Below are 12,920 nucleotides of genomic sequence, written 5' to 3' on the forward strand. Positions count from 1 at the left end.
CATCCGTTACCGCTTTTACGTGGACCGGAAGCCGACTCCCTGGAGCGCCTGCTCGGTGCTCACCCGGCCCGCAACTGCGGCAACCGCTGCAGCCCGTTCATGCTCGACGCCAGGATGATCACCGCCTGCAGCACAAAGCCGGCCAGCGCCAGCCACAGGCAGGCCGGCTCTCCCCACAGGCCGCCGACGATGGCGCCGACGCCGGCACCCACGGGCCGGGCGCCGGCATTCACGGTGAGGAACACCGAGCCCACGCGCCCCAGCATCGCGCCGGGCGTGATCGCCTGGCGCAGCGTCGTGGTGGTGATGGTCCAGATGATGGGGCCGACGCCGAACAGGAAGAAGGACAGGCCCGCCAGCACGCCGCTCGGCACGACCAGGGTCGCCACCATGGCGCCGATGGCGAGGACCGAGACGGCGGGGCCCAGCTGGATCGTGCGGCCGAACGGCATGGCGCCGATCACGCGCGGCGCGAACAGGGCCCCCACCACCATGCCTGCGCCATAGCAGCCCAGCGTGACGCCCACCGCCTGCGCCGACAGGCCCAGGATGCGCACGGCATACGGCACGTACGCCGCCTGCAGCACGAACCACGCGATGTTCCAGGCCATCCCGGTCAGCAGGATGGGCCGCAGCAGGGCGTCGTGCCAGGCGAAGCGCGCGCCCTCGCGGATCTCCACCAGCACATGGCGCGCAGGCGCGGCCGCGCGTGGCGGCTCCGAGACGCGCCAGAGCAGGGCCACGGCGCCGAGCGAGAGCATCGTCGCCAGCACGAACGCCGACGCCGCGCCGGCCCAAGCCACCAGCGCACCGGCAAGCGCCGGCCCGCCGGCGTAGGCCGCGCTGCGCGCCAGCTCCAGCCGGCCGTTGGCACGCGCATGCAGGTCGCGCGGCACCAGCGCCGGCACGAGCGCCGGGGCCGCGACCGTGAAGCCGACCGTTCCCAGCGCACCGACGAATCCGAGCACGGCCAGCGCGACGAAGCTGGTCCGGCCCGAGGCCACCATCAGGAGCAGCAGCAGCAAGGCGAGCGTGCGCAACGCCTCGGAAGCCAGCATCACCCGGCGGCGCGGCATCCGGTCGGTGAGCAGGCCCATCGGAATGGACAGCAGCAGGAAGGGCAGCGTCTGCATGGCGCCCAGCAGGCCGATCTCGCCGGCGCCGGAACCGAGCGCCAGCACGGCCACCAGCGGCACCGCCGCCAGGCTCAGTTGCTCGGCGGACTGGGCGCCCAGGTTGGCGGCCGCGAGGCGCTGGAAGGCACGGGAGAACCGGTTCGTCATGCGCCGCATCATGCCGGGGCCCGGCGTGGCGGCTCGCCGGTTCCGGACATGCGATCGCCGGTGCGGCCGTCATCCATCGATCGGGCATCCCGGCGCTGGTGCCTGCAACCGATCGATGCCGAGCTCGTCCGCCGCGCCAGCCACCGCGCCACTCGCCGACGGACCGCAGCGATGTCCGAAGCTGCAATCGCGCGCCGTCCTACAGCAACAACTGCCGAGCTGGAAGCCGGCGCCGCGCCCTCTGCCCGAAGAATGCAATCTCTTCGCTACACAGGAGACCGCCCCATGGCCGACGAAGCAGATCTCGCGTTCGACTCCGAGCAGCGCCACCTCGCGCAGGCGCTCGCCGCCCAGACCCAGCGCAGCAGGATCCTGCAACAGCCCACCGGCTGCTGCCACTACTGCGGCAACACCGAAGGCCTCGCGGATCGGCTGTTCTGCGACCGCGACTGCGCGGACGATTGGGAGTACGAACGCGCGCTGCGACGCAAGGTCGGCATCGCGGACCCCGCGCCCCTGCACTGAGCCCGGCCGGTCGGCCGCGCGAGCTGGGAAGGGGTCGAGCACCGCCGGTGCCCGGTCCGTCGCGGCGTCGATGGCACAGTCCAGCCATGACATGGACATTGATTCGGCTTTCGGACGCCCCGGCCACCCCTTGGCGCAACGGCGGCGGCCTCACCCGCGAACTCGCTGCCTGGCCCGAGGGCCGGGACTGGGCCTGGCGCATCTCGGTCGCGGAGGTCGCGGCCGACGGGCCGTTTTCGCACTTTCCCGGCGTGCAGCGCTTCTTCGCGGTCCTGCGCGGCCAAGGCGTGCGGCTGACTGCGGACGGCCATCCCCATGAAGTCACGGCGGCGAGCGCCCCGCTCGAATTCGACGGCGCGGCGACGGTCGATTGCCGGCTGCTCGCGGGGCCGACGCAGGACCTGAACCTGATGCTCCAGCGCGGCCGCGCGACGGGGACGATGACGCGCCTCGCGGGTGCGCGCAGCTGGGTGACCGCCGCGGAGGTGGTCGTCGCGATCTATGCGCTCGAGGCCCCGGCCGTGGTGCGCGAGCCTGGGAACGGCACCTCCGTGGACCTGCCACCGCAATGCCTTGCCTGGAAACAGCTGCCGGCGGGCACGGCCCTCGACGTCGGGACTTCGGGCGCGATCTGCATGGAGATCCTGCCGCGCTCCTGAGCGCCCGACCGCTTGCGGCAAACTCCGGGCCTTCGAAAAAATGCGCACCCATTCCCACCGAGTGGGACTGGCGCCTTTTCAATGCTTCGCGAACGCCGGGATACTGCCCCGATGCCCACTGGAGAGGCCCCGACCCCCGCCACGTCCGACCGCGTCCTGCAGGTCCTGGCCGTGCTCGCGCGGCAGGGACGGGTCCTCAGCGCCGGCGAACTGATGGCGCACACGGGCCTCGCACGCAGCACCTTGTACCGGCAGCTGGCGCGGCTCAAGCGCTGGGGCTTCGTCGTGGAAACCGATGGCTGCTACGCACCCGGCCCCCTGAGCCTGCAGCTTGCGATCGGCTTCGACCTCTCGTCGCACCTGGTGCGCCAGGCGCGCGAGGACATGGTCGCCCTCGCCCGCCAGTCGCGCGAGAGCGTCGGCCTGATCGTCGCCGTCAACGGACAGGCGATCTGCCTGGAGATGGTCGACAGCGAGCAGGCCCTGCGCTGCTCCTTCGAGAAGGGCCGCAGCGTGCCCCTGCGCGCGGGCGCCTCGGCCAAGTGCCTGCTGGCCCACCTGCCCGAGCCGGACCGCCTCGCGGTGCTCGCGGCCCACTATCCCGACCCCGCCGAGCGACAGGCGGCCGATGCGCAGCTCGCCGCCATCCGGCACACCGGCTACGCGATGACGGCCGGCGAGGTCGATCCAGGCGTGTGGGGCGTGAGCGCGCCGCTGTTCGGCGCCGCGCGCCGGGCCGTGGGCGCGATCACGCTGATGGCGCCGGTCACCCGCGCGCAAGGCCAGGAGGCCACCCTCGCCGACATGACCATCGTCGCGGCCGCGCGCATCACGCGCGGGCTCTCGCCGCCCTGATTCCACGTTCTTTCAACCCGAGGAGATGCACCCATGAACTTCCGCCGCCAATTCCTGCTCGCCGCACTCTGTGCCACTTTCGGCGCCGGCATCGCGCATGCCCAGGGCAATGTGCTGAAGGTCGGCACCGACGCGACCTTCCCTCCCATGGAGTTCACCGAGAACGGCAAGCGCACCGGGTTCGACATCGAGCTGGTCGAGGCCGTGGCGAAGAAGCTGGGCAAGCAGGTGGAATGGGTGGACATCGACTTCAAGGGCCTGATCCCCGGCCTCATCTCGCGCCGCTTCGACATGGCCGTCTCGGCCATCTACATCACCGACGAGCGCAAGAAGGTCGTCGACTTCACCGAGCCGTACTACGCCGGCGGCCTCGTCGCCATGGTGAAGGAAGGCAGCAGCGTCAAGAAGCTGTCGGACCTGGAGGGCAAGAAGGTCACCGTGCAGGTCGGCACCAAGTCCGTGGGGTACCTGCAGGAGCACTTCCCCAAGGTCCAGCGCATCGAGGTGGAGAAGAACCAGGAGATGTTCAACCTGGTGGACATCGGCCGCGCCGACGCCGCCGTGACCGGCAAGCCGGCGGCGTACCAGTACGTGCGCACCCGTCCCGGCCTGCGCGTGCTCGAGGAGCAGCTGACCACCGAGGAGTACGGCATGGCCATGCGCAAGGACGAGCCCGAGCTGAAGAAGGCCGTCAACGGCGCGCTGGCGCAGCTCAAGGCCGACGGCACCTATGCGGCCATCGTCAAGAAGTGGTTCAGGACCGCCGCCAACTAAGCCCGACGTCGCGGATCGACTCGCATGGAACTTGATTTTTCCCCTGTCTGGTCGGGCTGGGTCGAGCTGCTGCACGGGGCGCTGGTGACGGTGGAGATCACCGCCGTCTCCCTGCTGCTCGGATGCCTGCTCGGCCTCCTGATCGGCATCGGCCGCCTCAACCCGCGACGTCGCATCCTCTATCGGCTGTGCACTGCGTACGTGGCGGTGATCCGCGGTACGCCCCTGCTGGTGCAGCTGTTCATCCTCTTCTTCGGCCTGCCGCAGTTCGGCATCATGTTGCCCGCCTTCGCGTGCGGCATGCTGGGGCTGGGGATCTATTCGGCCGCGTACGTCTCGGAGATCGTGCGCGGCGCGATCCAGTCGGTGGATCGCGGCCAGATGGAGGCCGCGCGCTCCATCGGGATGTCCGGAGGGCAGGCGATGCGCAGCGTGATCCTGCCGCAGGCGGTGGTGCGCATGATCCCGCCGCTGGGCAACGAGTTCATCGCCCTGATCAAGAACTCGGCGCTGGTGTCGCTGCTCACCATCCACGACCTGATGCACGAAGGACAGAAGATCATCAGCGTGTCGTATCGCTCGCTGGAGGTGTACCTGGCCATCGCGGTGATCTATTTCGTGCTGACCGGACTCACCACGCTGGCGCTCGGCCGGCTGGAGCGGCGGCTGCGCTCAGGGGGAATGGTCCAATGAAGCCGGAACGATCGGGCACGCCGCCCATCATCAGCATCCGGGGCCTGCGCAAGTCCTTCGGCGACCACGTCGTGCTGGACGGCATCGACTTCGACGTGCAGCCGTCGCAGGTCGTGGTCGTGATCGGCCCGAGCGGCTCGGGCAAGAGCACCTTCCTGCGCTGCTGCAACGGCCTGGAGCAACCCGAAGGCGGACGCATCGACATCTGCGGGCGCACGCTGGTCGACGATGGCCGCATGCTCGCGGACGCCGAGTGCAACGCGCTGCGGCAGGACGTGGGCATGGTGTTCCAGTCGTTCAACCTGTTCCCGCATCTCTCGGTGCTGCACAACATCACGCTCGGCCCTCGCATGCTGCGCGGGTTGAGCCGTGCAGCGGCCGAGGCCAGGGCGCGCGCACTGCTGGACAAGGTCGGTCTCGCGCACAAGGCCGACGCCATGCCCGCGAGTCTCTCGGGGGGCCAGAAGCAGCGCGTGGCGATCGCGCGCGCGCTGGCGATGGAGCCGCGCGTCATGCTGTTCGACGAACCGACCTCGGCGCTGGACCCGGAGCTCGTGGGCGAAGTCCTGCAGGTGATGAAGCTGCTCGCCGGCGAAGGCATGACCATGATGGTGGTCACGCACGAGATGGGGTTCGCCCGCGAGGTGGCCGACGTGGTGGTCGTGATGGACGGCGGCGGCATCGTCGAATCCGGCCCGCCGGCGACCATCTTCAGCAACCCGACGCAGGAGCGCACGCGCAGTTTCCTGCAAGCGGTGCTGACGCGCGCATGAGCCAGCCCCTCGCCCTCTTTGCCGACCACGCGCTGCTGCCGACAGGCTGGGCGCGTGACGTGCTGCTGGAATGGGATGCGGACGGCACGCTGCGCGGCGTGACCGCGGGTCGACCGCCCGGCCCGGAGGTCGAGCGCGCCGCCGGCCCCGTGCTGCCGGGCATGCCCAACCTGCACTCGCACGCGTTCCAGCGCGCGTTCGGCGGCCTCACCGAATACCGCGGCCAGGCGCAGGACAGCTTCTGGAGCTGGCGCACGCTGATGTACCGCTTCGCCGCCGCGATCGAGCCGCAGCAGCTGGAAGCGATCGCGACCGGGCTCTACGTGGAGATGCTGGAGGCCGGCTACAGCAGCGTCTGCGAGTTCCAGTATGTCCACCACGATGCCGCGGGCCGGCCCTATGCGGACGACGCCACGCTGTCGCAGTGCCTGCTGCGGGCGGCGGCGCGCGCCGGCATCGGCTTCACATTGCTGCCCGTGCTGTACCAGACGGCCGGGTTCGGCGGCACGCCGCCGCGCGACGAGCAGCGGCGCTTCATCCGCAGCACCGAGTCGATGCTGCGCCTGCTGGAGCGCCTGCGCCCCGCGTGCGACGCGCAGGGCGCGCGCCTGGGACTCGCGCCGCATTCGCTGCGTGCGGTTCCGCCGGACAGCCTGCGCGAGGTGCTGGCCGGGCTCGATGCGCTGGACGCCGAGGCGCCCGTGCACATCCACATCGCCGAGCAGGCGGCCGAGGTCGAGGCCTGCCTCGCCTGGAGCGGCCGGCGACCGGTGGACTGGCTGCTCGATCACGCGTCGGTGGACCGGCGCTGGTGCCTGGTGCACGCGACCCACATGACAGCCGGCGAAAGCCGGCGCGCTGCGGCGACCGGTGCCGTGGCGGGCCTGTGCCCGACCACCGAGGCCAATCTCGGCGACGGCATCTTCGACGTGCCGGCATGGCGCGACGCCGGCGGTCGCTGGGGCGTGGGCTCCGACAGCCATGCCTGCGTGAGCGCGGCCGAGGAGCTGATGCTGCTCGAGTACAGCCAGCGCCTGCAGGCGCGCCAGCGCAACGTCATCGCCGGCGGGGCCCAGCGCTTCGTCGCGACGGCCATGACGCTGGAGGCGGTGGCCGGCGGCGCACAGGCCAGCGGCCGCCCCGTGGCGGGGCTCGCGGCCGGCCAGCGCGCCGACCTGGTCGTGCTGGATGCCGCGCACCCGCTCATCGAGGGCCTGCCGTCGCCCGATGCGATGCTCTCGGCCCATGTGTTCGCCAGCCACAGGCGCTCGGCGATCGACGCGGTGTGGGTGGGCGGACGTCGGGTGGTGCGGCGCGGCCGCCACGACCTGCACGAACCTGCGGCGCGCGACTTCACCGAGGCACGGCGCGCGCTGGTGCACACCCCGCTCGGTTGAATTCCCCAACAGTTTCCAAGCATGCCGGATCCCGCTCCCCCGCCTTTCGTCTTCCATCGCGGCACGCAGCCCCTGCTGCTGTCCATTCCGCACATGGGCACCTACGTGCCCGCGGCCATCGCCGGGCGGCTCACCGACGAAGCAGTCCGCGTGCCCGACACGGACTGGCACCTGGACCTGCTCTACGCCTTCGCGCGCGAGCTGGGCGCCTCGGTGCTGCAGGCCACGCACTCGCGCTATGTCGTCGACCTGAACCGCCCGCCGGACAACGCCAGCCTCTACCCCGGGCAGGCGACCACGAGCCTCTGCCCCGACGCGACCTTCGACGGCACGCCCGTGTACCGCGACGGGCAGGGCGTGAGCGATGCGGAGATGATCGAGCGGCGCGAGACCTGGTGGCGCCCGTACCACGCGCAGTTGCGCCGCGAGCTCGATCGCCTCCGCGCCGAGCATGGCGTCGCGATGCTGTGGGACGCGCACTCCATCCGTTCGGTGCTGCCGCGCTTCTTCGACGGCAAGCTGCCCGACTTCAACATCGGCACCGCCAACGGTGCGAGCTGTGCCCCCGAGCTGGGGCAGCGCATCCATGAAATCGCGCAAGCCGCACCGGGGCAGACGTGCGTCCTCAATGGACGCTACACGGGCGGCTACATCACCCGCCATTACGGCAAGCCGGAGGCCGGGTTCCACGCCGTGCAGCTCGAACTGACCCAGTGCAGCTACATGCAGGAGCAGTGGCCGTTCGAGTACCTGCCCGCGAAGGCCGAGGCGGTCCAGCCGCACCTGCGGCGGATGCTGGAGGCGGTGCTGGCGTTCGCACGCACGCGCGGGTGAAGGAAAGCCCCGGCCGGCGCGCCACGCCCTTCAGCGGCGGCGCAGCAGACGCTGGGTGCGCGCGCCGGACTGGTTGACCAGCAGTCCGCGGGCGAGAGCGGCGCCACGCCGCAAGCCGGCCTGCCGGCGAAACGCTCAGCGCTTTGGCGCCTTCTCCGCCAGCGTGGTCACGGCCACGCCGGCGAGGACCAGCAGCGCGGCGATGCTGAAGCCGACCGGCCCTTCGGGCACGAACCAGGTGGGGTACTGCGGATAGGCCTCGGCCACGGCGTGCAGCGGCGGCTGCTTCGCCTCGGCCCGCTCCGCGTTGGCGGCCACCAGCCCGGCGCGCGCGAACACCGCGCAGACGATGAGGATGCTGCCGGCCAGCAGCAGGCCCTTGCCGAGTGCCATGGCGTACCGGGGGGTGCGGGCGATGCGGGAGCGGAGCCAATCCATGGGTCGACTCTAGCGCAGCCTGCCGCAGTCTCATGGTTGCGACCCGGCAGGCCGGTGTGCAGCGTGCGGGATGGCTGACACCAGCGTCGGCGCAGGACGGCAGGACGACGCGCGGATCCGGGCTGTGCACGCGCGCCGCGATCCATAAGCTGTGTGTTCAACCTCATTCCGACTGGAAAGGAACAACGCATGAAAGATCGAAGCGACAAGCCCATGGCCAAGGACGTCGAAAAGCAGCGCGCCGCCACCACCACCGGAGCCGTCGTCGGCGGGGCCGCTGGCGGGATCGCCGGCGGTGCCGCGGCTGGCGCCGCCGTCGGCGGCATGACCGGGCCCGTCGGTGCGGCGATCGGTGCCGTTGCCGGCGCCGTGGTCGGCGCGGTGGCCGGCAAGCGCATGGCCAAGGCCGACCCCGTGGTCGAGGACCAGTACTGGCGGGACAACTATGCGGGCCGGCCGTACATCGCCAGCGGATCCACCTACGACGACTACGGGCCTGCCTACCGCTACGGCGTCGACGCGTACACGCGCTATCCGGACCGCCACTTCGACGACCTGGAACCGGACCTGCGCCGCGACTGGGAAACCTCGCGCGGCAGCTCCAAGCTGGAGTGGGAGCACGCCAAGCATGCATCGCGCGATGCCTGGCACCGCGTGAGCAACGCGGCGGAGCGTGCCATCCCCGGTGACTCGGACGGCGACGGCAGGTAAGCGCGCCTTCCGGTCATCCGGCGAGGGCCCCGCGCGCGAGTGCGGGGCCTTCGCTCATCCGGGCCCGTTGCCGGCCTTCCTGGCGAGCTCGGCCGCGAACCGGGCCATGTCGATCAGCACGCGCTCGTGGGTGCCGGTGCCGATCACCTCGTCGCCGTCCGTGGCGCGCACGGTGAAGGCGATGCGCCGGCCCGCCACGCGCGTCACCTGCGCGGTGGCCGTGATGCGCCGGCCCAGCGGCGTGGCCGCCAGGTGCTTCACGTCCACGTGGCTGCCCACCGCGCTCTCGCCGGGCTCCAGGTAGGGCTTGAGCGCCTCCAGCGCGGCGTTCTCCATCGCCAGGATCATCACCGGGGTGGCCAGCACCGGCGGCAGTGTGGGGTCCTTGAAGCGGCTGGCGAGGTGCTCGGGCGAGACCACCATCGCGTACGAGCCGCTCGTGCCGGGGGGTAGGGGCCGCATGGGGTCGCTCCTTGAAGACGTCGGCCCCAGTATGCGCGGATTCGCGGGAGCGACGGCACGGCACGGCACGGCACGGCACGGCACGGCACGGCACGGCACGGCACGGCACGGCACGGCACGGCACGGCACGGCACGGCCAGGATGAGGCATCGCGCCGGCATCCCCGGCCGTGATGCGTGACGCAATCCGTCCCCTCAGACGTTCAGCACCGTCCTGGCGATCAGTCCCAGCTGGATCTCCGCCGCCCCGCCGAAGATGGTGAAGGCGCGGCTGTTGCAGTATTCCGGCACCAGCGTCTCGGCCAGCCCGGCATCGAGGCGTCCCCCGCTGCGCCAGCGCAGGGCGCCGGCGCGCATGGCGTCGACGCCCAATTCGCCGATCGCCTGCTTCAGCCGGCTGGCGCGCAGCTTCAGGATCGACGCGACCGGCCCGGGGTTGGCGCCCGGCGGCAGCGCCGCCATGGTGCGCAGCTCGAGCCACTCGAAGGTGTCCAGGTCGGCGGCGGTCTCGCCGAAGCGGCGGTGCAGTTCGGCGCTGATGGCGCCGCCGACGCAGGCCGTCCCGAAGGCCTCGGCCACCCGCTTGAACTGCGAGCGCAGCCGCGGACTGAAGATGCCCGCGCCGCGCTCGAACTCCAGCAGGTACTTGGCGCATTCCCAGCCCGCGTTCTCCTCGCCGACGCGGTTGGCCTGCGGCACGCGCACGTTGTCGAAGAACACTTCGTTCACGTCGTGGTCGCCGCCGATGGTGGCGATCGGCCGCACCGTGAGCCCCGGGCTCGTCATGTCGATCAGCAGGAAGCTGATGCCCTGCTGGCGCTTGCCCTCGTTGCTGGTGCGCACCAGGGCGAACATGCGGTTGGCATGGTGGGCGTGCGTGGTCCACAGCTTGGTGCCGGACAGCACGTAGTCGTCGCCGTCGCGGGTCGCGCGCAGCGACAGCGAGGCCAGGTCCGAGCCCGCGTTCGGCTCCGAGAAGCCCTGGCACCAGTAGTCGTCCCCCGACAGGATGCGCGGCAGGTAATCGCGCTTTTGCGCCTCGGTGCCGAAGCGCAGGATCACCGGGCCGACCAGCCGCACGCCCATCGGGTGCACCAGCGGCGCACCGGCCAGCGCGCATTCGGTCTCGAAGATGAAGCGCTGCAAGCCGGTCCAGCCGGTGCCGCCCCACTCTCTCGGCCACAGCGGCACCAGCCAGCCCTTGGCCTGCAGCGCGCGTTGCCAGGGGCCGGAGATCTCCGGCTCCGGATACATCGCGGTGGTGGCGCGCTGGCCCTGCCGCATCGCGTCGGTCAGGTGGGTCGCCAGGAAGGCGCGCACCTCGTGGCGGAACGCCCGGTCGGCCGGGCTGAGTTCGAGATTCATGCGCTACTTCTCCAGCGTCGCGCTGAGCGCGTAGCCGCCGCTCGCCAGCAGCGCGGCGCCCAGGTCGGCCGCGTGGTCGGCCGCGCAGCCGCACTGCTGGCCGAACGCCAGCAGGGCGCGGAACGTCGCGGCCACCGGCAGCTCCTCGCACACGCCCATGGCGCCGTGCAGCTGCACGGCTTCCTGGGCGACGAAGCGCGCGGCGCGCCCCACCTTGGTCTTGACCATCGCGGCCACCGCGCGGCCCGAGGCGGGTTCCTGCGCCAGGCGCATCGCGCCCAGCTCGCAGGCCGCTTCGGCCTCGTGCGCCTGCACGGCCATCTCGGCCAGCCGGTGCTGCACGACCTGGAACTGCGACAGCGGCTGGCCGAACTGCCGGCGCTGCTGCGTGTACTGCGTGGTCTGCTCCAGCACCGCCTGCATCGCGCCGGTGGCCTGCCAGCACTGCGCCACGATGCCTTCGGCCAGCACCTGCTGCAGCAGCGCGGCCGCCTTGCGTGTGTCGTCGCCCAGCAGGTCGTCCGGCGCGAGCGAGACATCGGTGAACATCGCGTCGGCGGCGCGGCCGCCATTCGTCGTGTCGTAGGCATCGACGGCGATGCCGGCCTGCGCCGGGTCGACCAGGAACAGCAGCTCGTGGCCGCTGGCCGCATCGCGCGCCGACACGATCCAGCTCTGCGCCCCGGCGCCGCCGGCCACCAGTTGCTTGGTGCCGTCGAGCCGCCAGCGCTCGCCCTGCCGCTGCGCGGTGCACCGGCGCGCGCTCCAGGGCAGCAGGTCGCCCGGCTCGGCGTGCGCCAGGGCCAGCCGCGCGCTGCCGTCGATGGCGCCGGGAAGCCAGCGCTGCTTCTGTGCCGCCGTGCCCGCCAGCGCGAGCAGCCGGGCGGCCTGCGCGGCGCCATCGGCGAAGGGTTCGACCACCAGGTGGCGGCCGAACGCCTGCAGCAACAGGCCGGTCTCCACGGGCCCGCCGCCGAAGCCGCCGGCGTCCTCGGGCAACGGCAGGCCGAGCCAGCCGAGCTCGGCGAACGCGGCCCAGGCGGCGGGCGCGCCGCCATCGAGATGGACGCCGGCCTCGCGCTGGCGGAAGTCGTAGTTGCGCGAAAGCCAGTCGAGCGCGCTGGAGCGGATCAGCTGCTGCTCGTCGGTCAGGCCGTACTGCATCCGGTCATTCGCCCTTGATGTTGGCGCCGCGGATCACGCGGCTCCACTGGTCGATGTCGCGCTTGATGAAGGTGGCGAACTCCGCCGGCGTGTTGCCGATGATGTCCAGGCCCCAGCCCTTGAAGCGCTCCTTGATGTCCGGCTCCTCCAGCACCTTGGCGACTTCCTTGTGCAGGCGGTCGACCACGGGCTGCGGCGTGCCGGCCGGCGCCACCAGGCCCAGCCAGGGCATGGCTTCATAGCCGGTCACGCCGGCTTCGGACAGCGTGGGCAGCTCGGGAATCGACTGCGACCGCTTGGCCGTCGTCACCGCCAGCGCGCGCAGCTTGCCGGCCTTGATGAACGGGCCGGAAGAGCCCAGCGCATCGATCATCACGCCCAGCTGCCCGCCCACCAGGTCGTTCAGCGCCGGGCCGCTGCCCTTGTACGGCACGTGGACCATGTCGATGCCGGCCATGCTCTTGAGCAGCTCGCCTTCCAGGTGCGTGGAGGTCCCGGTGCCGGTGGATGCGTAGCTGAGCTTGCCGGGATTGGCCTTGGCGTAGGCGATCAGTTCCTTGACGTTCTTGACGGGCAGCTTGGGGCTGACTTCGAGCACGTGCACCACCGAGGCCACCTGCGTGATCGGCGCGAAGCTCTTGACCGCGTCGTAGCTGACCTTGTCGTAGATCAGCGGCGCGGTGCCAAGCGACGAGGCCGCCAGCAGCACGGTGTAGCCGTCCGGCGTGGCGCGCGCCACGTAGTCGGACGCCAGCACGGTGCCGGCGCCCGGCTTGTTCTCCACCACAACCGGCTGGCCCAGGCGCACGGCCAGTTTCTCGGACAGCGCGCGCGCCAGCAGGTCGGTCACCCCGCCCGGCGGGAAGGGCAGGATCATGTGGATCGGCTTGTTCGGATAGGCCTCCTGCGCGGACGCGGCGTTCGGTGCGATGAACGCGGCGGCGGCCAGCAGGGCGACGGACAGCTTGAGGGCCAGCTTCATGGGACT

Annotated in this window: 15 protein-coding genes; 9 read left to right on the plus strand and 6 right to left on the minus strand. The window is 71.4% G+C overall.

All coding sequences use genetic code 11. From position 1 onward, the window contains the following. Positions 1-59 precede the first annotated feature (59 nt). Positions 60-1,292: an MFS transporter gene (locus AC3ANR_RS18590; RefSeq protein ID WP_488291844.1), complete on the minus strand. Its 1,233-nt coding sequence runs from the start codon at positions 1,290-1,292 to the stop codon at positions 60-62. Positions 1,293-1,568: 276 nt separating this feature from the next. Between AC3ANR_RS18590 and AC3ANR_RS18595 the strand changes: the two genes are divergently transcribed. The 8 genes from AC3ANR_RS18595 (at position 1,569) to hutG (ending at position 7,793) form a co-directional block, all read left to right on the plus strand. Then, positions 1,569-1,808, plus strand: coding sequence for a hypothetical protein (locus AC3ANR_RS18595; RefSeq protein ID WP_488289590.1), 240 nt, complete (start codon positions 1,569-1,571; stop codon positions 1,806-1,808). A gap of 86 nt (positions 1,809-1,894) precedes the next feature. Next, positions 1,895-2,467, plus strand: coding sequence for a HutD/Ves family protein (locus AC3ANR_RS18600; protein ID WP_488289591.1), 573 nt, complete (start codon positions 1,895-1,897; stop codon positions 2,465-2,467). Positions 2,468-2,578: 111 nt separating this feature from the next. Then, on the plus strand, positions 2,579-3,322 hold the full coding sequence (locus AC3ANR_RS18605; protein ID WP_488289592.1) for an IclR family transcriptional regulator: 744 nt from the start codon (positions 2,579-2,581) through the stop codon (positions 3,320-3,322). A gap of 33 nt (positions 3,323-3,355) precedes the next feature. Beyond that, positions 3,356-4,096 (plus strand): transporter substrate-binding domain-containing protein, encoded by a 741-nt coding sequence (locus AC3ANR_RS18610; RefSeq protein ID WP_488289593.1) that lies wholly within the window; start codon positions 3,356-3,358, stop codon positions 4,094-4,096. A 24-nt stretch (positions 4,097-4,120) separates the two neighbouring features. Then, positions 4,121-4,789, plus strand: coding sequence for an amino acid ABC transporter permease (locus tag AC3ANR_RS18615; protein ID WP_488289594.1), 669 nt, complete (start codon positions 4,121-4,123; stop codon positions 4,787-4,789). Continuing rightward, positions 4,786-5,562, plus strand: coding sequence for an amino acid ABC transporter ATP-binding protein (locus AC3ANR_RS18620; protein ID WP_488289595.1), 777 nt, complete (start codon positions 4,786-4,788; stop codon positions 5,560-5,562). The genes AC3ANR_RS18615 and AC3ANR_RS18620 overlap by 4 nt, the downstream gene beginning before the upstream one ends. Then, positions 5,559-6,959 (plus strand): formimidoylglutamate deiminase, encoded by a 1,401-nt coding sequence (locus AC3ANR_RS18625; RefSeq protein ID WP_488289596.1) that lies wholly within the window; start codon positions 5,559-5,561, stop codon positions 6,957-6,959. The genes AC3ANR_RS18620 and AC3ANR_RS18625 overlap by 4 nt, the downstream gene beginning before the upstream one ends. A gap of 21 nt (positions 6,960-6,980) precedes the next feature. Next, the gene (hutG, locus tag AC3ANR_RS18630) at positions 6,981-7,793 is read left to right on the plus strand and encodes an N-formylglutamate deformylase (protein ID WP_488289597.1); all 813 of its coding nucleotides are present in this window, start codon (positions 6,981-6,983) and stop codon (positions 7,791-7,793) included. A 135-nt stretch (positions 7,794-7,928) separates the two neighbouring features. On the opposite strand, the gene AC3ANR_RS18635 is transcribed toward hutG, so the two are convergent. Then, entirely contained in the window at positions 7,929-8,231 is a 303-nt protein-coding gene (locus AC3ANR_RS18635; protein ID WP_488289598.1) for a hypothetical protein, read from the minus strand. A gap of 189 nt (positions 8,232-8,420) precedes the next feature. Between AC3ANR_RS18635 and AC3ANR_RS18640 the strand changes: the two genes are divergently transcribed. After that, positions 8,421-8,942, plus strand: a complete 522-nt coding sequence (locus AC3ANR_RS18640; RefSeq protein WP_488289599.1) for a glycine zipper domain-containing protein — start codon at positions 8,421-8,423, stop codon at positions 8,940-8,942. Positions 8,943-8,996: 54 nt separating this feature from the next. On the opposite strand, the gene AC3ANR_RS18645 is transcribed toward AC3ANR_RS18640, so the two are convergent. From AC3ANR_RS18645 to AC3ANR_RS18660, 4 genes are all read right to left on the minus strand, one after another. Further along, positions 8,997-9,404: a thioesterase family protein gene (locus AC3ANR_RS18645; protein ID WP_488289600.1), complete on the minus strand. Its 408-nt coding sequence runs from the start codon at positions 9,402-9,404 to the stop codon at positions 8,997-8,999. A gap of 194 nt (positions 9,405-9,598) precedes the next feature. Next, the gene (locus AC3ANR_RS18650; RefSeq protein WP_488289601.1) at positions 9,599-10,768 is read right to left on the minus strand and encodes an acyl-CoA dehydrogenase family protein; all 1,170 of its coding nucleotides are present in this window, start codon (positions 10,766-10,768) and stop codon (positions 9,599-9,601) included. 3 nt (positions 10,769-10,771) lie between these two features. Next, a complete protein-coding gene (locus AC3ANR_RS18655; RefSeq protein ID WP_488289602.1) occupies positions 10,772-11,932 on the minus strand; it encodes an acyl-CoA dehydrogenase family protein in 1,161 nt (386 codons plus the stop codon). Between the two features lie 4 nt (positions 11,933-11,936). Next, positions 11,937-12,914 carry a Bug family tripartite tricarboxylate transporter substrate binding protein gene (locus AC3ANR_RS18660; RefSeq protein ID WP_488289603.1) on the minus strand — a complete coding sequence of 326 codons (978 nt, stop codon included), beginning with the start codon at positions 12,912-12,914 and terminating at the stop codon, positions 11,937-11,939. Between the last annotated feature and the right edge of the window lie 6 nt (positions 12,915-12,920).

This window comes from Ramlibacter sp. JJN2-2R (assembly GCF_057747835.1).

Excerpts from the sequence above, each read along its gene's own strand:
- AC3ANR_RS18590 (WP_488291844.1), bottom strand. The coding sequence starts at position 1,292 with ATGCGGCGCATGACGAACCGGTTCTCCCGTGCCTTCCAGCGCCTCGCG.
- AC3ANR_RS18595 (WP_488289590.1), top strand. The coding sequence starts at position 1,569 with ATGGCCGACGAAGCAGATCTCGCGTTCGACTCCGAGCAGCGCCACCTC.
- AC3ANR_RS18600 (WP_488289591.1), top strand. The coding sequence starts at position 1,895 with ATGACATGGACATTGATTCGGCTTTCGGACGCCCCGGCCACCCCTTGG.
- AC3ANR_RS18605 (WP_488289592.1), top strand. The coding sequence starts at position 2,579 with ATGCCCACTGGAGAGGCCCCGACCCCCGCCACGTCCGACCGCGTCCTG.
- AC3ANR_RS18610 (WP_488289593.1), top strand. The coding sequence starts at position 3,356 with ATGAACTTCCGCCGCCAATTCCTGCTCGCCGCACTCTGTGCCACTTTC.
- AC3ANR_RS18615 (WP_488289594.1), top strand. The coding sequence starts at position 4,121 with ATGGAACTTGATTTTTCCCCTGTCTGGTCGGGCTGGGTCGAGCTGCTG.
- AC3ANR_RS18620 (WP_488289595.1), top strand. The coding sequence starts at position 4,786 with ATGAAGCCGGAACGATCGGGCACGCCGCCCATCATCAGCATCCGGGGC.
- AC3ANR_RS18625 (WP_488289596.1), top strand. The coding sequence starts at position 5,559 with ATGAGCCAGCCCCTCGCCCTCTTTGCCGACCACGCGCTGCTGCCGACA.
- hutG (WP_488289597.1), top strand. The coding sequence starts at position 6,981 with ATGCCGGATCCCGCTCCCCCGCCTTTCGTCTTCCATCGCGGCACGCAG.
- AC3ANR_RS18635 (WP_488289598.1), bottom strand. The coding sequence starts at position 8,231 with ATGGATTGGCTCCGCTCCCGCATCGCCCGCACCCCCCGGTACGCCATG.
- AC3ANR_RS18640 (WP_488289599.1), top strand. The coding sequence starts at position 8,421 with ATGAAAGATCGAAGCGACAAGCCCATGGCCAAGGACGTCGAAAAGCAG.
- AC3ANR_RS18645 (WP_488289600.1), bottom strand. The coding sequence starts at position 9,404 with ATGCGGCCCCTACCCCCCGGCACGAGCGGCTCGTACGCGATGGTGGTC.
- AC3ANR_RS18650 (WP_488289601.1), bottom strand. The coding sequence starts at position 10,768 with ATGAATCTCGAACTCAGCCCGGCCGACCGGGCGTTCCGCCACGAGGTG.
- AC3ANR_RS18655 (WP_488289602.1), bottom strand. The coding sequence starts at position 11,932 with ATGCAGTACGGCCTGACCGACGAGCAGCAGCTGATCCGCTCCAGCGCG.
- AC3ANR_RS18660 (WP_488289603.1), bottom strand. The coding sequence starts at position 12,914 with ATGAAGCTGGCCCTCAAGCTGTCCGTCGCCCTGCTGGCCGCCGCCGCG.